The sequence below is a fragment of the Nesterenkonia ebinurensis genome (assembly GCF_008711175.1).
GTDB lineage: Bacteria > Actinomycetota > Actinomycetes > Actinomycetales > Micrococcaceae > Nesterenkonia > Nesterenkonia ebinurensis.
Genome location: NZ_VWNF01000045.1, coordinates 294,793 through 317,472, shown reverse-complemented (window position 1 = coordinate 317,472; position 22,680 = coordinate 294,793). Strand labels below are relative to the sequence as shown.

22 protein-coding genes, 1 tRNA gene and 1 pseudogene are annotated in these 22,680 nt (G+C 64.9%); 14 read left to right on the top strand and 10 right to left on the bottom strand.

All coding sequences use genetic code 11. The annotated features are described in order from the left end of the window. Positions 1-37 precede the first annotated feature (37 nt). Both F0311_RS14340 and F0311_RS14335 read left to right on the top strand, forming a co-directional pair. Positions 38-535: a hypothetical protein gene (locus tag F0311_RS14340; protein ID WP_150462600.1), complete on the top strand. Its 498-nt coding sequence runs from the start codon at positions 38-40 to the stop codon at positions 533-535. After that, positions 528-848, top strand: a complete 321-nt coding sequence (locus tag F0311_RS14335; RefSeq protein ID WP_150462599.1) for a transcriptional regulator — start codon at positions 528-530, stop codon at positions 846-848. The genes F0311_RS14340 and F0311_RS14335 overlap by 8 nt, the downstream gene beginning before the upstream one ends. A 103-nt stretch (positions 849-951) precedes the next feature. Here F0311_RS14335 and pgl read toward each other — a convergent pair whose 3' ends face one another. From pgl to serB, 6 genes are all read right to left on the bottom strand, one after another. Beyond that, complete coding sequence (gene pgl / locus F0311_RS14330) at positions 952-1,770, bottom strand: 6-phosphogluconolactonase (protein ID WP_150462598.1); 819 nt, start codon at positions 1,768-1,770, stop codon at positions 952-954. Positions 1,771-1,831: 61 nt separating this feature from the next. Next, the gene (zwf, locus tag F0311_RS14325; protein WP_223881380.1) at positions 1,832-3,301 is read right to left on the bottom strand and encodes a glucose-6-phosphate dehydrogenase; all 1,470 of its coding nucleotides are present in this window, start codon (positions 3,299-3,301) and stop codon (positions 1,832-1,834) included. A 111-nt stretch (positions 3,302-3,412) separates the two neighbouring features. Continuing rightward, entirely contained in the window at positions 3,413-5,062 is a 1,650-nt protein-coding gene (locus F0311_RS14320) for a glucose-6-phosphate isomerase (RefSeq protein WP_150462596.1), read from the bottom strand. 58 nt (positions 5,063-5,120) lie between these two features. Then, positions 5,121-6,260, bottom strand: coding sequence for a transaldolase (gene tal / locus F0311_RS14315; RefSeq protein WP_150462595.1), 1,140 nt, complete (start codon positions 6,258-6,260; stop codon positions 5,121-5,123). A 32-nt stretch (positions 6,261-6,292) separates the two neighbouring features. Beyond that, positions 6,293-8,401: a transketolase gene (tkt, locus tag F0311_RS14310; protein WP_191089942.1), complete on the bottom strand. Its 2,109-nt coding sequence runs from the start codon at positions 8,399-8,401 to the stop codon at positions 6,293-6,295. Positions 8,402-8,509: 108 nt separating this feature from the next. Further along, the gene (gene serB / locus F0311_RS18575) at positions 8,510-9,523 is read right to left on the bottom strand and encodes a phosphoserine phosphatase SerB (protein WP_223881368.1); all 1,014 of its coding nucleotides are present in this window, start codon (positions 9,521-9,523) and stop codon (positions 8,510-8,512) included. A gap of 49 nt (positions 9,524-9,572) precedes the next feature. On the opposite strand from serB, the gene F0311_RS14300 reads away from it, so the two are divergent. The 4 genes from F0311_RS14300 (at position 9,573) to F0311_RS14285 (ending at position 11,817) form a co-directional block, all read left to right on the top strand. Then, positions 9,573-10,358, top strand: a complete 786-nt coding sequence (locus F0311_RS14300) for an ABC transporter ATP-binding protein (RefSeq protein WP_150462593.1) — start codon at positions 9,573-9,575, stop codon at positions 10,356-10,358. Between the two features lie 2 nt (positions 10,359-10,360). After that, the gene (locus tag F0311_RS14295; RefSeq protein ID WP_223881367.1) at positions 10,361-11,257 is read left to right on the top strand and encodes a sulfite exporter TauE/SafE family protein; all 897 of its coding nucleotides are present in this window, start codon (positions 10,361-10,363) and stop codon (positions 11,255-11,257) included. A gap of 107 nt (positions 11,258-11,364) precedes the next feature. Then, positions 11,365-11,622 carry a type B 50S ribosomal protein L31 gene (locus F0311_RS14290; RefSeq protein ID WP_150462592.1) on the top strand — a complete coding sequence of 86 codons (258 nt, stop codon included), beginning with the start codon at positions 11,365-11,367 and terminating at the stop codon, positions 11,620-11,622. Positions 11,623-11,729: 107 nt separating this feature from the next. Continuing rightward, positions 11,730-11,817 (top strand) — tRNA-Leu (locus F0311_RS14285). Positions 11,818-11,875: 58 nt separating this feature from the next. Here the strand turns inward: F0311_RS14285 and F0311_RS14280 are convergent. Further along, positions 11,876-12,286 carry a rhodanese-like domain-containing protein gene (locus tag F0311_RS14280; protein ID WP_150462591.1) on the bottom strand — a complete coding sequence of 137 codons (411 nt, stop codon included), beginning with the start codon at positions 12,284-12,286 and terminating at the stop codon, positions 11,876-11,878. Positions 12,287-12,379: 93 nt separating this feature from the next. Between F0311_RS14280 and F0311_RS14275 the strand changes: the two genes are divergently transcribed. After that, positions 12,380-12,847: an Lrp/AsnC family transcriptional regulator gene (locus F0311_RS14275; RefSeq protein ID WP_150462590.1), complete on the top strand. Its 468-nt coding sequence runs from the start codon at positions 12,380-12,382 to the stop codon at positions 12,845-12,847. Between the two features lie 109 nt (positions 12,848-12,956). On the opposite strand, the gene F0311_RS14270 is transcribed toward F0311_RS14275, so the two are convergent. Further along, a complete protein-coding gene (locus F0311_RS14270; protein ID WP_223881366.1) occupies positions 12,957-13,145 on the bottom strand; it encodes a DNA-3-methyladenine glycosylase I in 189 nt (62 codons plus the stop codon). 285 nt (positions 13,146-13,430) lie between these two features. Between F0311_RS14270 and F0311_RS14265 the strand changes: the two genes are divergently transcribed. After that, positions 13,431-15,011, top strand: a complete 1,581-nt coding sequence (locus F0311_RS14265; RefSeq protein ID WP_150462589.1) for an HNH endonuclease signature motif containing protein — start codon at positions 13,431-13,433, stop codon at positions 15,009-15,011. A 174-nt stretch (positions 15,012-15,185) separates the two neighbouring features. Continuing rightward, positions 15,186-16,475, top strand: coding sequence for a M20/M25/M40 family metallo-hydrolase (locus F0311_RS14260; protein ID WP_150462588.1), 1,290 nt, complete (start codon positions 15,186-15,188; stop codon positions 16,473-16,475). Between the two features lies 1 nt (position 16,476). Here the strand turns inward: F0311_RS14260 and F0311_RS14255 are convergent, their stop codons facing one another. Further along, positions 16,477-16,683 carry a DUF5703 family protein gene (locus tag F0311_RS14255; protein ID WP_150462587.1) on the bottom strand — a complete coding sequence of 69 codons (207 nt, stop codon included), beginning with the start codon at positions 16,681-16,683 and terminating at the stop codon, positions 16,477-16,479. A 94-nt stretch (positions 16,684-16,777) separates the two neighbouring features. Here F0311_RS14255 and F0311_RS14250 point away from each other — a divergent pair, with 94 nt between their 5' ends. Continuing rightward, positions 16,778-17,041, top strand: a complete 264-nt coding sequence (locus F0311_RS14250; RefSeq protein ID WP_150462586.1) for a hypothetical protein — start codon at positions 16,778-16,780, stop codon at positions 17,039-17,041. A 59-nt stretch (positions 17,042-17,100) separates the two neighbouring features. After that, the gene (gene mshC, locus F0311_RS14245) at positions 17,101-18,381 is read left to right on the top strand and encodes a cysteine--1-D-myo-inosityl 2-amino-2-deoxy-alpha-D-glucopyranoside ligase (protein ID WP_150462585.1); all 1,281 of its coding nucleotides are present in this window, start codon (positions 17,101-17,103) and stop codon (positions 18,379-18,381) included. Between the two features lie 13 nt (positions 18,382-18,394). On the opposite strand, the gene F0311_RS14240 is transcribed toward mshC, so the two are convergent. Then, on the bottom strand, positions 18,395-19,276 hold the full coding sequence (locus tag F0311_RS14240) for a PAC2 family protein (RefSeq protein WP_223881379.1): 882 nt from the start codon (positions 19,274-19,276) through the stop codon (positions 18,395-18,397). 124 nt (positions 19,277-19,400) lie between these two features. Here F0311_RS14240 and F0311_RS14235 point away from each other — a divergent pair, with 124 nt between their 5' ends. From F0311_RS14235 to arc, 3 genes and pseudogenes are all read left to right on the top strand, one after another. Further along, positions 19,401-20,099 (top strand): HAD family hydrolase, encoded by a 699-nt coding sequence (locus tag F0311_RS14235; RefSeq protein ID WP_223881365.1) that lies wholly within the window; start codon positions 19,401-19,403, stop codon positions 20,097-20,099. Beyond that, on the top strand, positions 20,096-21,160 hold the full coding sequence (locus tag F0311_RS14230; RefSeq protein WP_150462582.1) for a tRNA (adenine-N1)-methyltransferase: 1,065 nt from the start codon (positions 20,096-20,098) through the stop codon (positions 21,158-21,160). Before F0311_RS14235 ends, F0311_RS14230 begins: the two co-directional genes overlap by 4 nt. After that, positions 21,147-22,670, top strand: a pseudogene (gene arc, locus F0311_RS14225) (proteasome ATPase); the annotation flags it as partial. The gene F0311_RS14230 and the pseudogene arc, both read left to right, overlap by 14 nt. Between the last annotated feature and the right edge of the window lie 10 nt (positions 22,671-22,680).

The following is a 22,680-nucleotide window of genomic DNA, read 5'->3' as shown; positions in this document are numbered from 1 at the left end:
TGAGTGGATGGTACACAGGGCAAAAGGGTGAGCAGTTATGGAGAGCAGGAAGTCTGAACCAGCGCAGGAAGCACTGGCCATGGCCGAGCAGGCCAAGCAGAATATCCAGTTGATCTCACCGCGGGACTATGGTCGGCTGGTCTTCCGCAACAGCCGCAGCGAGATGGCCGGTATCGGAATTATGTGCATCGCCTTGGCGTTCGGCACACCTGGTCCGGCGATCGCGTTGATGTGCTTTCTCTTCGCCGTGATTCAATACCCCGCCCTGCAGGACGAACTCAAGCTGCGGCGCCGGATGCCACGGGGGACTGCCCGTGCTGAGAAAGGAGCGAAAGCCCTGCAATGGACAGGTGCCGGACTCTTTGCGGCGGTCATGATCTACGTGCTCTTCATCCAGCCTGACGGTGATCAGCTTCAGGCATGGGAGGAAGGCGTGGGCTGGTGGGCCCTGCTGGTGGCGGCAGTTGGGTGGCTCGCGCTGCTGCCGCGGCTGCTCTTCGGCCGCTGGATCCAGAAATCAGCTGCTGATGGGTGAACAGACCTGGGACAAGGTGCTGACCAATCCGCACCGGTACACGATCCTGGCTGCGCTGCAGGAGTCTGACCGGGTGGCGTATTCGACGTTCCTGGAGGTTCTGGGACTGTCCAAATCGCTGCTGAGCAAGCATATTGCTGCTTTGGAAGCTGCCGGATATGTACGCACGGTGAAGGTCAGCGGCGGCTACCGCTCGATAACGGAGCTGGAGTCCACTGACTTGGGCGCCGAACGGTTCTCAGCCCATCAGAGGATGCTGCTGACCATTGGTACGCAGGTAACGCACCCGGAGCGGAAGGTGCCAGGTAAGTGACTCATATCGCTGAGTGCGTGATTTGTGCAATAGTTTTGCCCTCACAGGTGTCAAAGTACTGCACAGATCACGCACTCAAGGGCGGAGGGCAGCGTGGGTGGATTCAGGACAGGTTCGCGGCGGCAGGTTTGTCGAGGTGCCAGATCGTTTCCTCGGAGCCGCGGGCGTTTGCCGCCGGGTATTGGGCGACATCAGCCCCGGGGGTCAGCGCTGCAGCTGCGGCCTCTGCCTTATCCGCTCCGGTCACCCCGGTCCAGACCCGGCGGGCAGTGTGCACCGCGTCAAAGGTCAGGGTCACCCTCAGCGGCGGGCCCAGCGCGGCCGGTGCATCAGACTCCCCAGTGGTGGCCTGACCGGTCACGTTCAGTGAGTCTTTGCCCGGGAACAGGCTGTTGACATGCCCGTCCGGGCCCACGCCGAGCAGCATGACATCGAACCGCGGCATCATCAGCTTGCCGTGCGGGCCGGCAATCCCATGCTCCGGCGCATGGGTCTCCAGCTGCCGGGCATAGATCTGAGCACCGGCCTCCGGATGCGCGGCCTCCTCAGAGGTGGGCATCGCGCAGATATTCTCCGCCGGCAGCCCCTGCTCCGCCACCAGAAAGTCCAGCAGCGCAGCCCGAGCCTGGGTCTCATTGCGGTCCTCATCACCGGCCGGGAGCAGCCGCTCATCGCCCCACCAGAAGTGCACTGATGCCCAGTCTGGCGCCTCAGCACCTTTCCGGACCAGTTCAGCCATCGCCTCCAGGGTCGCGATACCGGCCCCGCCACCGGTCAGCGACACATGAGCGATGCCCTGAGTATCCACGGCCTCCTTCAGCACCGCCAGCAGCCGGGCAGCAATGGTATGGGTCACCGCGGGCCGGTCTGCGAAGATCTCCACCTGCGGCTCAGCAGTCTCGGCATTGATCTGAACTCCCATGGCAATCACTCTCATCTCCGGCGTCGTCGTTATTATCCCTAGTCAGAGTAGGGTGGCCAACTTATGGAACCCTCCACGCCCGGCCGTCGCGAGCCAGCAGCTCATGGGCGGAAGCCGGTCCCCAGGACCCGGGCGCATAGGGCTCGGGCTGTAAGTCCAGGGACTCCCAGCGCTTGATGAACGGGTCCAGAATCCGCCAAGACAGCTCCACCTCGCGGTGCCTGGGGAACAGCGGCGGCTCGCCCAGCAGCACATCGAGGATCAGCCGCTCATAGGCCTCCGGGGACTCCTCAGTGAAGGAGCGGCCATAGCTGAAGTCCATATCCACATCCCGGATCTCCATCCCGGTGCCCGGCACCTTGGAGGCCAGCCGCAGCGTAGCACCTTCATTCGGCTGGATCCGGATGATCAGCGCGTTCTGCCCGAACTGCCGCTCATCAGCCTGGGTGAACAGCAGATTCGGGGCACGCTTGAACATCACCACGATCTCAGTGACCCGGGAACCCAGTCGCTTGCCGCTGCGCAGGTAGAACGGCACTGAGTCCCAGCGCCGGGTATGGATGCCCAGCTTGAACGCCGCATAGGTCTCAGTGGTGGACTTCGGATCGAAGCCCTCCTCCTGAAGGAAGCCGACGACGCCGTGGCCATCCTGGGTGCCCGCAGCGTACTGCCCGCGGGCGCTGGCCGCCCCGAGGTCCTCTGGAACCTGGACGGCCTCCAGCACCTTCTCCTTCTCCCGGCGCAGATGGTCGGCGTCGAAGCTGATCGGCTCCTCCATGGCGGTCAGCGCCAGCAGCTGCAGCAGGTGGTTCTGGATCACGTCGCGGGCTGCGCCCACGCCGTCGTAGTAGCTGGCCCGGCCCTCGATGCCGATGTCCTCGGCCATGGTGATCTGCACATGGTCGATGTGCTGGTTGTTCCACAGCGGTTCGAACAGTCGGTTGGCGAACCGCAGGGCCAGCAGGTTCTGGACCGTTTCCTTACCCAGATAATGGTCGATCCGGAACACGTCATCAGGGGCGAAGACCCGCTCCACCGCCTGATTGAGCTCATGGGCGCTGGTCTCATCATGGCCGAAGGGCTTCTCAATGATCACCCGTGACCAGGACTCATCGGCGGAGTTGGCGCGCCGGGCCAGCCCGTGCACGGAGAGCTTCTGGCTCACCGTCTCGAAGCTGTTGGGCGGGATCGAAAGATAGAAGGCGTGGTTGCCGCCGGTGCTGCGCTCATCCTGCAGATCCACCAGCACCTGGCCCAGCTGCTCATAGGCGGAATCGTCTTCGAATCCGGCGGCCTGCACGAAGCGCAGCCCGGCAGCCAGGCGCTGCCAGACCTGCTCGTCAAAGTCAGTGCGGGCCCGCTGCACCACATGTTCCCTGACCTGCTCCGCGAACTCCTGATGACCCCAGTTGCGGCGGCCGAAGCCCACTAGGCTGAAGCTCTCCGGCAGCCGGCCTCGGTTGGCCAGGTCGTAGAGGGCCGGCAGGAGCTTCTTGCGGGCCAGGTCACCGGTGACGCCGAACATCACCATGGTGCAGTCACCCGCCGGACGGGAACCGTTGCTGCTGGAACTCCGGCGGGCCAGTGCTGTCGCCAGGGGATCGCCGTGCGCTGCGCTGCTCATCAGTCTTCGCTGCCCCGATCAGTCCAGAGAGGCCACGGCATCGAGCACCTGCTGCAGGCCGGCCTTCCGGTCGGTGAGATGCAGCTGCAGCACCGGGCGGCCATGCTCAGCCAATACTGCGGCGTCGCCATTGGCCTGGGCGGAGATGAGCTGGTTCAGGGTGAACGGGCGCTCTGGGACCTGAAGGTCCTCCGCTGCCGCAGTGGTGACCTGCAAGAAGACCCCCACTGCAGGTCCGCCCTTGTGGAACTGTCCGGTGGAATGCAGGAACCGCGGGCCCCAGCCGAAAGTCACCGGACGTCCGGAGAGTGCGGCCAGCTGGGGGCGGATATCCTCCAGTTCGGCCTCAGTGGTGCGGTCCAGATAAGCCATCACCGCCACGTAGCCCACATCCGGTACCCGGGCCAGCAGGGCCTGCACCGCCTCGGCCACAGTGACCTGACCGTTGGTGAGCAGCGACTCGTCACCGGAGGTGCGGATCTCCACCGCACCGTCCACCACAGCCTCCCCGCTCTCCGGGGCGGGGGAGTCCAGCAGGCCGCGGGCGGCCACCTTGGCGGACTCCACATCTGGCTGGTCAAAGGGATTGATGCCCAGCAGGGAACCTGCCACTGCGGTGGCGAACTCCCAGAGCAGGAACTGAGCGCCCAGGCTGCCCCCGGTGCGCACCATATGAGGAGAGACCACTGATTCGGCCGGATCGGCGTCCACTGAGGCGCCCTCCTCAGCTTCGGCGTCGACGATCTCCACCACCAGCGCATCATCGGCATCCCGGGTCAGCTCCGGCTCCCCGTCGGCCACGATCACCGGCAGCAGGCCGGTGCCCTCCTTGCCGGTGGACTCGGCCACCAGCTGTTCGATCCAGGCGCCGATGCCCACCAGCGGGGAGCCCGCATCGGCGATCACCAGCTTGTCGCGCAAGGGGGAGGTGCCGCCGATGGCAGCACCGAGCTGCAGACCCGGGTTGGCGGCGTCGTCCTCGGTGAGCAGGTCCAGTGCGGACTCGGCCTCATCCAGCAGTGCCGCGATATCCACCCCGGCCAGACCCGAGGGAACCAGCCCGAAGGCAGTCAGCGCGGAGTAGCGTCCGCCCACCGAAGGATCGGCCTCGAACACTGCGCGCACGCCCTGTTCCCGGGAGGCTCTGTTCAGCGGGGAACCGGGGTCGGTGACCACCACGGTGCGGGTGGCAGCGTCGATCCCGGCCTGGGTGAAGGCCTGCTGCACAATCTGGCGCTGTGAGTCGGTCTCCACCGTGGATCCAGATTTGGAAGCCACCACCAGCACGGTGCGCCCAAGATCCGTCAGGGCTGCGGAGACCTGCTGGGGGTCAGTGGAGTCCAGCACCACCAGGTCCGCACCATAAGTGGTGGCAATGACCTCAGGGGCCAGTGAGGAACCGCCCATACCGGCCAGCACCACCCGGTCCACGCCCTCAGCCGCCAGCTCCTTGCGCAGGGCAAGAATCTGGTCCACCAGCGGGCGAGAGGACTCGAAGGGAGCCACCCAGCCCAGCCGCTTGGCAGCCTCATCCTCAGCGTTCGGTCCCCACAGCGTGTGGTCCTTGGCGGCCAGCCGTGAGGCGAACTCATGATCCACCAGTCCAGGGACCTGGGTGTCGGCGGCCTCACGGGCCGCACCGAACAGGGTCAGTGCCAGCGAGCTCATCTTCTCTTCCCTTCGGGCAGTATTGGAACAGCAGGAACAGCAGTGTCAGGCCACAGCCTCAGGCGTTGCGCTTGAGTCCCTCATCGACGGTGGACAGCAGCCCCTCCCAGGACTTCACGAACTTCTCCAAGCCCTCGGACTCCAGGGTGTCCACCACACCGCGATAACTGATCCCGGCACCGGAGATCCCGTCGAGCACCCGGTTGGAATCCACATAGGTGTCGGTCATGGTGTCCCCATCCACCTCACCGTGGTCAGCCAGGGCGTTCAGGGTCTTATCCGGCATGGTGTTGACCACCCCAGCCGCCGCCAGCTCGGTGACGTAGAGGGTGTCGGAGAGGCTGGGGTCCTTGGTGCCGGTGGAGGCCAGCAGCAGCCGTTGGGGGCGCCCGCCGCGTTCGGCCAGCAGCAGCCAGCGCTCAGAGCTGAAGGACTCGGCGGCGATCTGGTGGGCCAGCCGGGCGTTGGCGATGGCCGCCTTGGACTTCAGCTTCTCGGTGCTGGGCTTGCCCTCCTCTGCGGCCAGCTCCAGGCGCTTGTCCACCTCGGTGTCCACTCGGGAGACGAAGAAGCTGGCCACGGAGTGGATCTTGGAGATGTCCAGCCCGTCGGCATGCGCCTTCTCCAAGCCCAGCATGAATGCGTTGATCACCGCGCGGTAGCGCTCCAGGGAGAACACCAGGGTCACGTTGACGCTGATGCCCTCAGCCAGCACTGCGGCGATCGCCTCGATCCCCTCCACGGTGGCGGGGATCTTGATCATCACGTTTTCTCGGTCCACCGCCTCGTAGAGGCGTTTGGCCTCTTTGATGGTGGCATCGGCATTGCGGGCCAGCCGCGGGTCCACCTCGATGGAGACCCTGCCGTCCACCCCGTCAGTGGCGGCGTAGACTCCGGCGAAGACATCGCAGGCCTCGCGCACATCGCTGGTGGTGATCTCGAAGACTGCCTGCTCGGCGTCGGCCCCCTTGGCAGCCAGCTCGGCCAGCTGGGCCTCGTAGGAGTCCCCGGAGCCCACTGCGGACTCGAAGATGGTGGGGTTGGTGGTCACGCCCACCACGTGGTGGGACTCAATGAGATTGGCCAGGGACCCGGAATGAAGTCGCTCCCGGGAGAGGTCGTCCAGCCAGATGGAGACGCCCACATCAGAGAGCGCCTTGGTGTTCGGGTTGCCGGTAGTGGTGGTTTCGGCGGTCATCGTTGCTCCTATAGTCGTAAAATCTCGAGGTCTCAGCTGGAGGCTGCAGCAATGGATTCCTGCGCGGCGGCGGTGACAGCCTCAGCTGTGATGCCGAACTGTTCGTAGAGCACCTTGTAGTCGGCTGATCCGCCGAAATGGTCCAGTCCCACGATCCGGCCGGCATCGCCTACGTACTGGTGCCAGGACTGAGGGTGGGCGGCCTCCACCGCTACCCGGGCTTTCACAGCGGGGGGCAGCACATGCTCGCGGTAGGTCTGGTCCTGTTCGGCGAACCACTCCAGGCAGGGCGCAGAGACCACCCGAGCGGCCACACCCTGCTCCGCCAGGGTCTCACGGGCCTGTACGGCCAGCTGCACCTCGGAGCCGGTGCCGATGAGGATCACATCAGGATTGACCACGACGCCGTCGGCCACCGCTTCTGCCAGCACATAGGCGCCCTTGACAGCTCCCTCCACTGAGCCGAACTCCTCTGCCGTGGCCTCGCCCGTGCCGCGGGCAAAGGTCGGCACGCCCTGACGGGTCAGGGCGATCCCGGCCGGCTTCTTGGTGCGCTTGAGCACCTCGCGCCAGACCACAGCTACCTCATTGGCGTCGGCCGGACGGGTCACATCCAGTCCGGGGATAGCGCGCAGGCTGGCCAGCTGCTCCACCGGCTGGTGGGTGGGGCCGTCTTCACCCAGACCGATGGAGTCGTGAGTCCAGACGAAGATGGAGCCTATGCCCATCAGCGCGGCCAGCCGGACGGCCGGGCGCTGGTAGTCGGAGAAGATGAGAAAGGTGCCGTTGTAGGTGCGCAGCGGCACGGAGAGCTGGATCCCGTTGGTGATCGCAGCAGCGGCGTGCTCACGGATGCCGAAGTGCAGGTTGCGCCCGTAGGAGTTGGCCGGGAACTTCTTGGTGGACCGACCCTCCGGGGCGAAGGAGTCCTCACCGGCGATCAGTGTGTTGTTGGACCCGGCCAGGTCGGCGGAGCCGCCCCACAGCTCTGGCAGCACCGGGGCCACCGCATTGATCACCTTGCCGGAGGCAGCGCGGGTAGCCACAGCCTCCCCGGCGGGGAACTCAGGCAGGGACTCCTCCCAGTCGGCCGGCAGAGCACCTTCGAGCAGGCGGTCCAAAAGTTGGGCGGCGGCGTCGTTGTCCTTTCGCCACCCCTGGTAGGACTTCTCCCACTCGGCGCGGGCCTGCGCACCGCGGGCCTTGACCTCACGGGCATGGGCGATGACCTCATCAGCCACGTTGAAGTGCGCCTGCGGGTCGAAGCCGAGTATCTCCTTGGTGGCGGCCAGTTCCTCAGCACCCAGCTTGGAACCGTGGATGCCGCCGGTGTTCTGCTTAGCCGGAGCGGGCCAGCCGATGATGGTGCGCAGGTCGATCAGGCTGGGCCTGGTGGTCTCGGCCTTGGCCGCAGCCAGGGCGCGGGCGAGTTCGGCCACATCCTCCGCGTAGTTGCCGGTCTTCAGCCAGTCCACTCGCTGCACGTGCCAGCCGTAGGACTCGTAGCGGGCCAGCACATCCTCGGTGAAGGCGATGTCTGTGTCGTCCTCGATGGAGATCTTATTGTCGTCCCAGATCACGTTGAGGTTGCCCAGGCCCTGGTGCCCGGCCAGCGAAGAGGCCTCGGAGGTCACGCCCTCCTGCAGGTCGCCGTCAGAGGCGATCACCCACACGTGGTGGTCAAAGGGTGATTCTCCCGGGGCCGTCTCGGGGTCCAGCAGCCCGCGCAGCCGGCGCTGCCCATAGGCGAAGCCCACCGAGGAGGCCAGGCCCTGGCCCAGCGGCCCGGTGGTGATCTCCACGCCGTCGGTGTGTCCGTACTCGGGGTGGCCGGGGGTCTTGGAGCCCCAGGTGCGCAGCGCCTCAATATCCTCCAGCTCCACCCCGTAGCCGGAGAAGTACAGCTGCAGGTAGAGGGTCAGGGAGGTGTGACCTGGGGAGAGGATGAACCGGTCACGGCCGATCCACTCTGGGTCGGCGGGATCATGGCGCATGACCTTCTGGAACAGCAGGTAGGCGGCCGGGGCCAGGCTCATCGCGGTGCCGGGGTGGCCGGATCCGACTTTCTCGACGGCGTCTGCGGCCAGCACCCGCAGGGTGTCCACGGCCTTCTTGTCGAGGTCGGTGAAGATTTCGGTCACGGTGAATGTCCTCCAAAGTGGTGTTCGACATATATGCAGTGGCTCTCAGGGGTGGAGGCACACCCTTGTGCCGTGAGCTCCCTCACCACCCTACCGGCTGCCGCTGATTTAGTCCTGGTCCGGCGCTAAGCCGAGCGCGTAGCTGATCAGTTCCATACTGCGGTGCCTGATGACCAGATCCGCCTGCTCGGCCAGGGCCGGCTTGGCGCAGAACGCCACTCCCATACCGGCTGTTCTCACCATATCCAGGTCATTGGCCCCATCGCCTACCGCGACCACATTCTGAACAGGGACGCTGTGCTGCTGAGCCCATTCCAGCAGTCGCTGTTGCTTGACTGAGCGGTCCACCACATCTGAGGTGACCCGCCCGGTGAGCTGACCCTCGGCCAGCTCAAGGGTATTGGCCTGGAAGCCGGTCAGACCCAGCTCGGCGGCCAGCGGAGCCAGAATCTGCACGAACCCCCCGGAGACCGCATACACCGGCCAGGAACGACGCCGCCAGGCGCTGATCAGCTCCCGGGCGCCTGAGGTCGGGGTCACTTTCTGGAAGGTCTCTTGGAGCACCGACTCCGGAAGCCCGCCCAGGGTGGCCACCCGGGCGTGCAGGCTCTCGGTGAAGTCCAGCTCACCGCGCATGGCCCGCTCGGTGACCTCAGCCACCTCCGCCTGGCGCCCGGCATGGGCGGCGAGTAGGTCGATGACCTCTTGGTCGATGAGGGTGGAGTCCACATCCATCACGAGCATCGCGGGAGGCGTCGGTCCCGCCGGCGGGCAAACCCCGCTCGGCTCTCGGCCGGGTGCAGTGGCCCCGGCGTCCACGCCTAAAGGAGGCCGCTGGGCGGCGGGCACCACAGTGGTGGTGACGGTGGCGGCGTCGAGCTGGTCTGCGGCAGTCTCCAGCAGGGAGCCCAGCCAGTCACTTCCGGAGGGATCGTCATAGTCCGCCATGGAGACCGCCCACCGGGCAGCCTGCACAGTACCGCTGCCGGTGCTGAACTCGGCGGACTGGGCGGCGTGCATGTGGCCGCGGCGTTCGAACTCAGCGGTGAGGGAACGGATCAGGGCGGGGTTGAGCGTCTCAGCGGCGATCATCGCCACAGCTCCGGCAGGCAGATCAGGCATAGCGAGTCTCAGCCTATATCCGCCGGACCGGTTCGGTAGTGTTGAGCTCATGAGTCCCGTGCTGAATCTCCAGGGCGTCACCGTGCGCCGCGGCCGCAAACTGCTGCTGAACAACGTCAGCTTCCAGATCGAGGAGGGTCAGCGCTGGGTGATCCTGGGCCCCAACGGGGCGGGCAAGACCACCCTGCTGCAGATCGCTGCCGCCCGACTCTTCCCCACCACTGGTAGTGCCCAGGTGCTCGATGAGACCCTCGGCAAGGTGGATGTCTTTGAGCTGCGCCCGCGGATCGGACTGTGCTCCAATGCGGTGGCCAACTCCATCCCCGGCCATGAGACCGCGCTGAACACTGTGCTCACTGCCGCCTATGGGGTGACTGGGCGGTGGCGTGAGGCTTATGAACGGTTTGATGAGCGCCGCGCCTTCGGGCTGCTCAACGCCTGGGGAGTGGGCACCGTGTTCGACCGGCCCTTCTCCACGCTCAGTGAGGGGGAGCGCAAGCGGGTGCAGATCGCCCGGGCGCTGATGACTGATCCCGAGCTGCTGCTTCTGGACGAACCCGGTGCCGGGCTTGACCTGGCCGGACGGGAGGAGCTGGTCTCCTCGATCGCCGAGCTGGTGGACTGGGAGGAGGCCCCGGCCACTGTGCTGGTCACTCACCATCTGGAGGAGATTCCGCCGGGCTTCAGCCATGTGCTGCTGCTGCGTGACGGTGATTTGGTGGCCGCCGGCCCGCTGGGGGAGACCCTGACTTCTGAGAACCTGTCGGAGACTTTCGATCTGCCGCTGGAGCTGACGGAGCGCGAGGGCCGCTACAGCGCCTTCAAGAAGAGCTGAACGTGGAGGCGCTTCTCGAGTTTGAGCTGCATGGCTTGGGGTTGGGTCTGCTGCTGCTGATCCTGTTGGCTGGGGTGTGGGCTGGTGCGATTAATGCGGTGGTGGGTTCTGGGACCTTGGTGACTTTCCCGGTGTTGGTGGCTATGGGGGTGCCGCCGGTTTCGGCGACGGTGTCGAATGCGATGGGGCTGATCGCCGGGAACTTCACCGGGGCTTGGGGGTATCGGCGGGAGATCGTCCAGGTCCGTTCGGTGCTGGCCAAACTGGTGCCTGCCTCGTTTTTGGGCGGGGTGATCGGGGCGACGTTGCTGATTACTTTGCCGGAGGAGATTTTCGGGATGGTGGCCCCGGCGCTCATTGTGGTCTCCCTGGGGTTGGTGATCGTCCAGCCGAAGCTCTCGGCCTGGGTCAGGCGTCGGGCCGCTGAGCGGGTCGAAGATGATGATCCGGCGACTCCTCAGGAGGAGGATTCCCCGGAGGTGGTGGCACGTAAGGCTGCTGATTCGGTGGGTGCCCCGTTGATTCTGCTGGTGTTTGTGGCCGGGATCTATGGTGGGTATTTCGTGGCTGCCCAGGGGATCCTGCTGATGGGGATTATGGGGGTGTTGCTGGCTGCGACTATGCAGCAGGCCAATGGGGTGAAGAACCTGCTGGTGGCCTTTGTGAACCTGATTGCGGCGATCAGCTATGTGGTGGTTGATTATTTGATCCGTGATCCCGATGACCGGGTGATTCTCTGGGGTGTGGTGGCGATCATCGCGGTGGGTTCTACTGTGGGTGGGTTGATCGGCGCCTGGGTTGGCCGAAGACTCTCCCCGCTGGTGCTGCGCGCAGTGATCATCACCCTAGGCCTAGTGGCCCTGGGCGTGATGCTCAACAATCTCTTCACCATCGTGTAGGATAGATCGTTGGCCGTGCTGCGGCCCGCACACTTTTATGTCTCCCAAGCTTCTGGCAGCCTCGGGGTTCCGGGGATCAGCGGCGCAAGAAAAGGACACTGACACTAATGAAGACTGACATTCACCCGACCTATCAGCTGGTGATCTTCAACGACCTCTCCTCCGGCGAGAAGGTGCTCACCCGCTCCACCGCCACCTCTGAGAAGACCATGGAGTGGGAGGACGGCAACACCTACCCGGTGATCGATGTGGAGATCTCTGCCGCATCGCACCCGTTCTACACCGGTAAGCAGCGCATCATGGACTCCGCAGGGCGTGTGGACAAGTTCAACAAGCGCTTCGCAGGCTTCGGCGGCAAGAAGTAGCTTTCCGAGCACGACGCCGCCGGCTCAGGTTTGTGCCGGACGGTTCGGCTCATCGGCTGCTCACGTGCTAGAGTTTCCTGGCTCCAGAAGTGAGCAGCCAACCACCTGCGCGGGTGGCGGAATAGGTAGACGCGCTAGCTTGAGGTGCTAGTCTCCAACTTATCGGAGGTGCGGGTTCAAGTCCCGCTCCGCGCACAGCCGCTAAACCCGGCCTGATCAGGACTTTTCCTGGCCCAGACCGGGTTTCTGGCGTCTAGCTCACTGGGGCGGTCAGCTCGTCCACGGGGCGGCGGGTACGTCCCTTCGCTGTTTCGATGGCAAGGCCCTCCCTGGCCCAGTATTCGTAGCCGCCCAGCAGTTCCTTCACGCTCGTATAGCCCACCCTGGTGAGGTCCAGCGCAGCCTTGGTGCTGCCGTTGCAGCCCGGCCCCCAGCAGTAGAGAACAATCTCGGTGCTCTGCTCTGGGATTAGGGCAGGTAGGCGGTCAGGCATCTCAGCCCGCGGGATATGCAGCGCACCTGGGATGTGCCCCTGGTCCCAGGCTGCTTGGTTACGCACATCGACGACGACGGGCCCCTCGCCCCTCATCCGCGCTTCACCGAGATCCGAAGGGTCGGTCTTGAAGGCCAGGGAAGCAAGGAAAAACTCTTCAGCAGTCATCATGTTTCAACCCTATGACTCACGCTACACGGGATGAATAACCAATGCACGGAAGTTGGGCTCTGACGCCGTGGAATCCCCGCTAGTATCCACATTATGCCGTTGAATACCTACCCTGCGCTCGATGAGACAGATTCCCGAATCCTCAACGCTCTGCAGGAGGACGGCCGTATCAGCACTGCAGAGCTGGCACGGCGGATCAACCTGTCTGCCAGCTCCACAGCCGAGCGTCTGCGCCGTCTGACAGAGGGCGGAGTGATTCGCGGATTCCGTGCCGTGGTGGACCCCGAGGCGGTGGGGCTGCCCATCCTGGCCATCGTGCGACTGCGCTATCCCTCCGGGTACTACAAGCCGTTCTATGATCTGATGGAAAATCTGCCACAGGTCACCGAGGCGCATCATGTGACCGGAGAGGACTGCTTCATCCTCAAAGTCCATGCCGCCTCCATGGCCGAGCTGGAAAGGACGAACGCAAAACTGGCAACACTCGGGGCAGTCTCGACCAGCGTGGTCTACTCAACCCCGGTGGAGCACCGGGCCATCGTTCCACCCGTCAGCACATAGATCGTCAGGCGTTGCAGCATGTCACAAAGGGTGTCACAAACGGCTGCGGACGGAGCACGGACCAGGCCATCGGCATCCTCCACTTCGCGCGGAAGTGCTGTGGCCACCATCATGGGGAGAAGCTTTCATATCCCTCGCTTAACCTATTGGCGGTTGGTGGGTGTTTGGAAGTGGAGCGCGAGGGCTGGGTGAATCCGCCGTCGGCATCTTCTACAGCGGCGCGCACGGTGCAGTCCTGGATGTGGTCGCTGATCAGGCCCATGGCCTGCATGAAGGCGAAGACGGTAGTGGGGGTCAATGCATTAGATCGAGGTATGTCTCCGGTGGTCCGGCTGTGCAGGATGTGTTGAGCTGGCAGGTCAAGATCCGCGGCGGATTCAGGGGCTCTTCCCGGTGCTTCCGGTGGCGCAGCGGGTGATCAGGCGGAGAGGCTTCCTCGCGCTCTCTTGAGATTCAGGTACCACGCCGCCCTCTGAGCTCTATCGGATATTTAGCGTCTCCGTGCCTGCCGCTAGACTGGAACATAAGAAATATCACAACACCAAAAGACACAGAACACATACAGATTCGAAAGTATAGACCCATGAACACACGCCCCACCACAACACCCCAGATGCCGGTAACCCCCGGCGGTCCTGGGACGGGTACGGGGTCGAGGGGACATGACGACGACGTCGGCTCGTCTGTGTGCCCAGTGTTGCCTGAGGGGTATGCCCACCTGACCCGGGAGCCTGAACTGGTTGCCGCGTGGGAGGAAGAGGTGGTCATCCGTCGGGCTGAGGCTCGGAAGATCCAGCTGCTGGTGGACTATCGCGAGCGTCGGTTGCTTCAGGAGGAGCCGCAGCACACTTTCAGCCGGGAGGCTGTTCTGAAGGCCGTGCACCGTGAGGCTGCCTTGATGCTGGGTGTGCCCGAGGGGCAGGTGCGCCGGATGCTCACCACCGCTGAAACAGCCCAGGAATGGTTGCCGAAGACTTGGAAGGCCTACCAGGCCGGGCGCATCGATCTGGACCGGGTTCAGAAGATTGCTGAGGGCGTCCGGGACCTGATCGAGACCAACACTGGTAAGCCTGATGTGCAGCGGGAGCTTACAGGTGCCCTGGATGACGAGTGCGCCCAGGTGACAGCGGGGGAGAACCGGAACACCCTGGCCCGTAAAGTCCGCAACACCGTCGCAGGGTTAGACACGGAGGGGCATCAGCGACGCTACGAGATCGCGAAGACCAAACGTTATGTGTCTTTCACCCGGCATGATGACGGGATGACCACCCTGAAGGCCAAACTGTCCTGGGATGTGCTGGAGCCGGTGGAGCAGCAACTGCATACCCTGGCCGGTAACACATCACGTAAAAGGGAGAACGCCGAGGGGCAGTCGCAGGAAGCCACCTACTACAACAGGATGGCCGATATTCTCGCCGACTGGCTGACCATCGGAGCACAAGGAGAGACCGCCGACCCAGGGAGGATCACGAGTGGGGCGGGGAGGCGTGCGCCGGTCAAGGCTGCGGGCGTCAATATCACCATCCCCCTGGACACCCTCACCGGCGCTTCGGATGCCCCCGCGGTCAGTACTGATGGGCGGTTCATCCTTCCCGCAGCTGAGGCACGCCGGATCACTGGTGACCCGGAGGTGGAGAAGACCTTCTACCTCACCGGCACGAAGACCACCGCTGAGGGGAAGCCGCGGCCGGTGCGGATCGTGAAACTCGGTAAGTCCAACCCCCTGACCGGGGTGCAGGGCCTCGATGCCGCGGAGTGCGCGGAGGCCACCACCCGGGTCTTGGCCGGGAAGCTCACTCAGGGCAAGAACCTTCTAGAAGCAGAATCAGTTTCCCGGTTTGTCACCGGTAACCTGCGTGCCGCAGTGCTGCTGCGCGATGGGCATTGCCAAACCGCCGGGTGCACCGAGCCCGGGTTTCGGGCCGACATCGACCACAAAACCAGCTACGAAACCGGTGGTGCCACCAACGCCGCGAATGCTCAGGTGCTCTGCCACCACCATCATGAGATGAAAAGCCACGGACTCCTCCCAGAACTGCAGCCCAGTACTGATCGGTCAGAGGAACCGGAACAAGCCCGGGCCTCACCCACACCGACCCGCCACGACAGGGAGGGCACCCAGCCTGACCGGCCTCCCGACTGGGCACTCGGTGAAGCGGTCTGATCCCTGCGCCTTCATCGCTCCTGGTGAGCCGGAGGGGTGCCGGTTCAGGCTGCCCGAGGCTGCCCACCCAGTCAGAGCACTGACCCCACCGCTTCCTCAGCCCCCTGCCACGGCAGGCACGGGCACGCAGCTTGACAACTCAATAGCGCCCTTGGGCCAGATAAGGTGAGAAGCATGGAGAACAATGTTGTTGAATTCTGCCGGAACCTGATCCGATTCGACACCCAGAACTGGGGCGAGGGGAAGTCGAACGGTGAGCGGGACGCTGCCGAGTACTGCGCGGACATCATGCGTCAGGCAGGCCTTGAACCGGAGCTCTACGAGCGAAAGCCGGGCAGGACCAACGTGGTGGCGCGTATGCAGGGCTCCGACCCTGAGGCCGGTGCACTGGTGGTGCACGGACACCTGGATGTGGTCCCCGCCCAGGCCGCCGACTGGCAGGTGGACCCCTTCGCCGCAGAAATCGTGGACGGCATGATCTGGGGCCGCGGGGCAGTGGACATGAAGGACATGGACGCCATGATCCTCGCCTCCCTGCTGCAGATGGCCAAGGACGGCCATCAGCCCAAACGAGACATCATCTTCGCCTTCTTCGCCGATGAGGAGGACAACGGCGGCTACGGCGCCCGCTGGCTCACCGACACCCACCCCGAGGTGTTCGACGGCGCCACCGAGGCGATCAGCGAGGTCGGCGGATTCTCAGCTGATATCGCCGGTACCAGGACCTACCTGATCCAGACCGCGGAGAAGGGCATCCACTGGACCAAGATGATCGCCCACGGCACCGCGGGCCACGGCTCAGCGATCCACCGGGACAACCCTGTGGTGCACCTGGCGGAGGCCGTTGCGGCAATCGGTGCCCATCAGTGGCCCATCGAGTACACCAAGACCACCCGGGCGCTCTTCGAGCAGCTTGCAGAGGTCACCGGCATCCCCTTCAACCCGGAGGACCCCTCCGAGCTCATCGAAGCCTCTGGTTCGGCAGGGAAGTTCATCGCCGCCACACTGCGCAACACCTCCAACCCCACCCTGCTGGCCGCCGGGTACAAGCACAATGTGGTGCCCGGACAGGCCGAGGCGCTGGTGGACGCCCGCACCCTGCCCGAGCAGGACGAGAAAGTTGCCGCCACACTGCGGGAGCTTGCCGGGCAGAACGTGGAATTCCAACTGATGAACGAAGGCCCCGCCCTGGAGGTCCCATTCTCCGGAACCCTGGTGGAGCAGATGATCCAGGCGCTCAAGGAAGAGGACCCCGAGGCGGTGGTGGTGCCCTATATGCTCGGCGGCGGCACCGACAATAAGCACCTGGCCAAGCTCGGCATCACCGGCTACGGGTTCGCCCCACTGCAGCTGCCGGCAGATCTCGACTTCACCGGGATGTTCCACGGCGTCGATGAGCGAGTCCCCGTCGAATCGCTGAAGTTCGGTGCCCGCACCCTGCACCGCTTCCTGCTGGAACAGTGAGCTAGAACGTCCGTTCCACCTTCATGATCCGGCGGCGCAGCCAGTACTTGCGAATCCCACCCATGTAGATCGCCGAGCGGCGCAGCTCCCAGCGGCCGTACTCGGCATGGTCGATCACCTTCCGGCGCGCCTCAGCCAGCGACTCGCGCGGCTGGCAGGTGATCACCAGGTACTCCCACGTGCGTCCGCGCGTGTCTGTCTCGATCATGCAGACCACCTTACAAACACCCGTCAAGCGCTCCGCACCGAAGCCGTGCCAGCGAGGGGTACCGTGGCGGCTGGGGCGTTGATACTGTGAGGCTATGAACATCGATCCTCGCACCGCACTCAATGCGCTCACCGACGCCCTCGAGGAACACCTCTCCGCTGCGGTGAACCGCCGCGGAGAGGACGACCCAGCGGTGGAGACCACCTTCTACGGCATCGCCGATGCCTTCGAGGCTTATGAGGATGCCCTCTTCGCCGCCACCGGGGAAGTCACACCCCTGGATCTCTACGACGAGGACTCAGAGGATATAGATGAGGACCTCGACGATGATCTTGAAGAGGACCTCGACGAGGAATGATCCACCGCTTGGGCGGGTTGACCCCTGATTGGACCGTCCGCCCGTGAAAGGATCAATGCGTGCAATCGTGGAGCTTACCTGCAGTACCCGACCTGCCACCGGTGCCCGAAACGCTCGAGCTCTACGATACCCCTAGCGGGACCACAGCAGCTACCGCCTCCAGGGGCGGCATCGCCTCCCTCTACGTCTGTGGAATCACCCCCTATGACGCCACCCACCTGGGACACGCCAACACCTACGTGCACTTCGACCTGCTGGTGCGCTACTGGCGGGCCTGCGGATTGGATGTGCAGTACGTACAGAACGTCACCGACATCGACGACCCCCTGCTGGAGCGCGCCACCGCCACCAGAGTGGACTGGCGCCAGTTGGCAGAATCCCAAGTCCAGCTCTTCCGTGAGGACATGGAAGCGCTGCGCGTGATCCCACCCACCCATTACCTCGGCGCGGTCGAGATGATCCCCGCCGTAGTGGAGGACGTGGAAAGGCTGGTTGAGGTGGGTGTGGCCTATCCGGTCTCCGCTGACGCCGAGGGTGCTGGAACCCCGGACTACTACTTCGACATCGCCGCAGCCCAGCAGCACGCCGAATGGCGGTTGGGCAGCGTGGGCGGCTACGACCGACCCACCATGGAGGAACTCTTCCCGCAGCGCGGCGGTGATCCACAGCGCCCCGGTAAGCGCGACCCGTTGGACCCGCTGCTCTGGCGCGCCGCCCGTGCGGGGGAGCCGCAGTGGCCCGGCGGTGAGCTGGGGCCCGGCCGCCCCGGCTGGCATATCGAATGCTCCGTGATCGCCCGGCGTCATCTGCCTGCCCCCTTCACGGTGCAGGGCGGGGGATCGGACCTGCGGTTCCCGCATCATGAATTCTCCGCCGCACATGCCACCGCCGCTGATGGGGTGCCACTGGCAGAGCGCTATATGCACACCGGAATGGTGGGGCTTCAGGGGGAGAAGATGTCTAAGTCCCGCGGCAACCTGGTGCTGGTCTCCGGGCTGCGCGAGCGTGGAGTGGACCCGCAGGTGATCCGCACTCTCATCCTCTCCCACCACTGGCGGGCGGACTGGGACTACACCGAGTCCGAACTGCAGCAGGCCCAACAGCGGCTGGCAGGGTGGAAGCAGGCACTGACTCATACCCCAGAGAATCACGACGGCGCCGGCTCACCTGAGGACCTGCAGTATGCCCTGATGAGTGCTCTCGGCAATAATCTCAACGCACCGGCCGCCCTGGGCGCCCTGGATATGTGGGCCAGCGGGCACCTTGCCGCTGCCACCAGCGTCACCCGTGCCCGCGACGTCGTGCTGGCACTGCTGGGTCTGGACCTGGCAGAGCGCTAGCTAGCCCGGGTAGTCACCGCTCAGGCGGCTTGCGGCGGCGCAGGTAGCGCTCGAATTCCTCGGCGATCGCCTCCCCGGAGGCCTCCGGAAGATTAGTGGTGTCAGTGGCCTCCTCCAGGCGCTTGACGTAATCAGCGATCTCGGCGTCCTCTTCGGCCAGATCATCCACCCCGCGCTCCCAGGCCGCAGCGTCTTCGGCGATTTCCTCGGTCTCTTGTGGGTCCAGGGGAACGCCGAGCAGCTCCTCGAGTTTGCGCATCAGCGCCAGCTGCGCCTTGGGCGAGGGTGCCTGACCCACATAGTGCGGCACGGCCGCCCACAGTGAGATCGACGGTATCCCCACCTGGTAAGCGGTATGCGCCAGCACCCCCACAATCCCCACCGGACCCTCATAGGTGGGTTCGTCAACTTCTAGAAGCTCCTGGATCTCAGCGTCCTCGGAGGAGAACGACGCCGGGATCGGCCGGGTATGCGGCACATCGGCCAGCAGGGCACCCACCAGCACCACAGCGGCTACATTATGCTCCGCGGCTTTGGTGAGCAGATCGGCAGTATAGGCCTGCCAACGAAAGCTGGGCTCTACCCCATGGACGAACAGCAGATCGAACTCGGCAGAGGGCAGAGCGGCATGCAGAATAGTGGTGGAGGGCCAGATGATCTCCCGTCCGCTGGAGTTGCGCACCACCTTGGGGCGGGAGAACTGGAAATCGTAGTACTCCTCATCGGTGAGCTTCTCCACCAGCTCAGAGCTGAACGCCTGGGCCACAGTGCGCACCGCAGCCGAGGCCGCACCGCCGGCATCGTTCCAGCCCTCAAAAGCCAGCACCATCACCGTGGGCCTGCCTGCAGCATCACCATTGGCCGCTGAGAGTCTGCGCAGGTGAGCGGCCAGCAGCTCCGCCCGGTCCACACTCTCGGCGGGGGCGTCTGGGTCCGTGGGGTCCGATGCTCGGTAATCCTCGCTCACATTTCTCACACTAGTAGGAACACCGGGCAGGTGGAAGCGTACGATGGTGGGCATGTCAGAACTGCAGGCCGTTTTTTGGGATATGGACGGCACCCTGGTCGATACTGAGCCCTACTGGATCGAATCCGAATACAAGCTGGTCAAAGCACATGGCGGGACGTGGAACGAGGAGAAAGCCCACCTGTTGGTGGGCCAGGCGCTGAGCTACTCCGCCGGCATCCTCCAGGAGGCCGGGGTGCAGATGAGCGCCCAGCAGATCATCGACCATCTCACCGCCCAGGTGGTGGCTAAATGCGCTGAGAGCATTCCCTGGCGGCCCGGGGCCCGTGACCTGCTGGCCGAACTGCAGGCCGAGCAGGTCCGGGCGGCCCTGGTGACCATGAGCTTCACCCCGCTGGCCCGGGCCATCCACCAGGCACTGCCGGCCGGGCAGCTGGAGTTCATCGTCACCGGGGATATGGTCAGCGCAGGCAAACCGGACCCCGAGGCCTACCACCTGGCCTTCGACAAGATGGCCGCCGATCACGCCGAGCGCACCGGTGCACCGCTTCAGCGCAGCCGCTGCATCGCCATTGAGGACTCCGTGCCCGGCACCGCTGCCGCAACTGCCTCAGGCATGGTCACCCTCGCGATTCCGCACTACACCCCGCTGCCGGAGACTGGGCAGTGGCACGTCTTCGACACCCTCGACGGCGCCCGGGTGGAGCATCTGCGCCAGCTGCTGGTCCGCGACCCGGTTCCCGCCGTATGAGCGGGGGATCGGACACGGGCCAGCGGCCCATCGGCAAGCACATGCGCACCGGGCCGCTGAAGGCCGGCCAGCGGGTGCAGCTGACCGACTACAAGGGCCGAAAGTCCACCATCACTCTGACTGAGGGCGGTGAGTGGCACACCCATCAAGGCGTGCTGCACCACCACCAGCTCATCGGCCAGCCAGAAGGCATCGTGGTGGAGAACAGCGCGGGATACCGGTACCAGGTGCTGCGCCCGCTGCTGAACGACTTTGTGCTCTCCATGCCGCGCGGGGCGACAGTGGTCTATCCCAAGGACTCCGCCCAGATTGTGCAGGTCGCCGATGTCTTCCCCGGTGCCCATGTGCTGGAGGCAGGGGTCGGCTCCGGGGCGTTGAGCATCTCATTGCTGCGTGCGGTGGGGGACTTCGGCACCCTGAACTCCTATGAGCTGCGCGAGGAGTTCGCCGAGATCGCCCGCGGCAACGTGGAGGCCTTCTTCGGGCAGCCCCACCCCGGTTGGCAGATCCACATCGGCGATGCCGCCCAGAAGCCCCTGGAGGTTGAGAGCCCCGGGGGAGTGGACCGGGTGGTGCTTGATATGCTCACCCCCTGGGAGTGCCTGGATGCAGTGCGGACTGTGCTGACCCCCGGCGGGGTATGGGTCAGCTACGTGGCCACCGTGACACAGCTCTCCAGGCTCACCGAGGCCATCCGTTCCTCGGGAGGCTTCACCGAGCCGGAAGCTCATGAGACCATGCTGCGCACCTGGCACCTGGACGGTCTGGCCGTGCGCCCCGACCACCGGATGGTCGCCCACACCGGGTTCCTGCTCTCGACCCGCCGACTGGCCGATAGCCAATTGCCGCTTGAGCTGAAGAGGCGTGAGAAAGTCTCCGAGCCGGCGCCGGAGGACACCCGAGCCTGGCCCGGCACCGCTGATCAGGACGCCCCACCCACCTGGGATGAAGAAAGCCTGAAGACCCGCATGGTATCCAAGAAGAAGGCCCGCCGCGCCGCCGCCAACGCCATCAAGCACGCTGACGCAGCCAAGGAGGTCCCCACAGATGACCGACACTGACACCCAGAAGGACGCCGAAGCGCTGCAGAGCCGCCTGGAGCAGGCACACCGGCAGTTAGACACCATGCGTGCCCGCCAGCGGGACCTGGATCATCAGCTTCAGGCTGCCGGACGCAATAACGACCGGATGAAAGGCCTGCTGGAAGCCACCCGCGGCCAGATCGACCAGCTCAAGCAGGCACTGGAGGCCGACGGGCAGCCGCCCTTCACCTTCGCCACGGTGATCGGCTACCGGGAGGCCCGCGATCGCACCGAGGGCAAGGAGATCGCCGCGGCCACTGCCGCTGGCTGCGATGTGCTGCACTCCGGGCGCAAACTGCGCGTCTCGGTCTCCCCGCTCATTAAGCCTGAGCAGCTGGTCCCCGGCAACGAGGTGCTGCTCAACGAGAACTACACCATCATCGCGGTGCTGGAGCCTGAGGGCACCGGTGAGATTGCCCGGGTCAAGGAGGTGCTGCCCGATGGTCGCCTGGTGATCCTCTCCCGCGGTGAGGATGAGCGGGTGGTCCGGCTCTCCTCGGCAGCCGTGCAGGCCGCCGAGGGGGACCGGGCAGTGCGGATCGGCGATGCGGTAGTGGTGGACCTGCGCACAGGCACCGCCACCGAGGTGGTGCCGCTCTCCGAGGTGGAGGATGTGGTGCTGGAGGAGACTCCCGATATTTCCTACCAGCAGATCGGCGGGCTGGCCGAGCAGATCGAGCAGATCCGCGATGCCGTGGAGCTGCCCTTCCTGCATGCTGAGCTCTACCGAGAGCACGGGCTGCGAGCGCCCAAGGGCATTCTGCTCTACGGGCCACCCGGCTGTGGCAAAACCATGATCGCCAAGGCAGTAGCCACCTCCCTTGCGGATGACAGCGGCAATGGTGCCTTCTTCCTGAACATCAAGGGCCCCGAGCTGCTCAACAAATATGTGGGAGAGACCGAACGGCATATCCGGGTGATCTTCTCCCGGGCCCGGGAACGGGCTTCCGAAGGCTCCCCGGTGGTGGTGTTCTTCGATGAGATGGAGGCTCTCTTCCGCACCCGCGGCACCGGAGTCAGCTCCGATGTGGAGACCACCATCGTCCCCCAGCTGCTGGCCGAGATCGACGGAGTGGAGTCCCTGGACAATGTGATTGTCATCGGCGCCTCCAACCGCGAGGACATGATCGACCCGGCCATCCTGCGGCCCGGGCGGCTGGACGTCAAGATCCGCGTGCAGCGGCCCTCAGCAGATGGTGCCCGCCAGATCCTGAAGATCCACCTGGGGGCCTCGGTGCCGCTGCGGCCAGCCCTGATAGAGCAGCACGGCGGCCACGCCGAGGCCCGCAGTGCGCTGATCGACACGGTGGTGAAGCGACTCTACCCGGAGCAGGCCGGTTTCATGTCTGGGGCTGTGCTGAGCAATATTGTGGACCGGGCCAAGAAGCTGGCCATCAAGGAGTTCCTGGCCGGTGCGGAGCAGAATGAGATCAAGGGAATCACCGAGGCTCACCTGCACGAGGCCGTCGAACAGGAGCTTGCCGAGCAACGCGCCATGG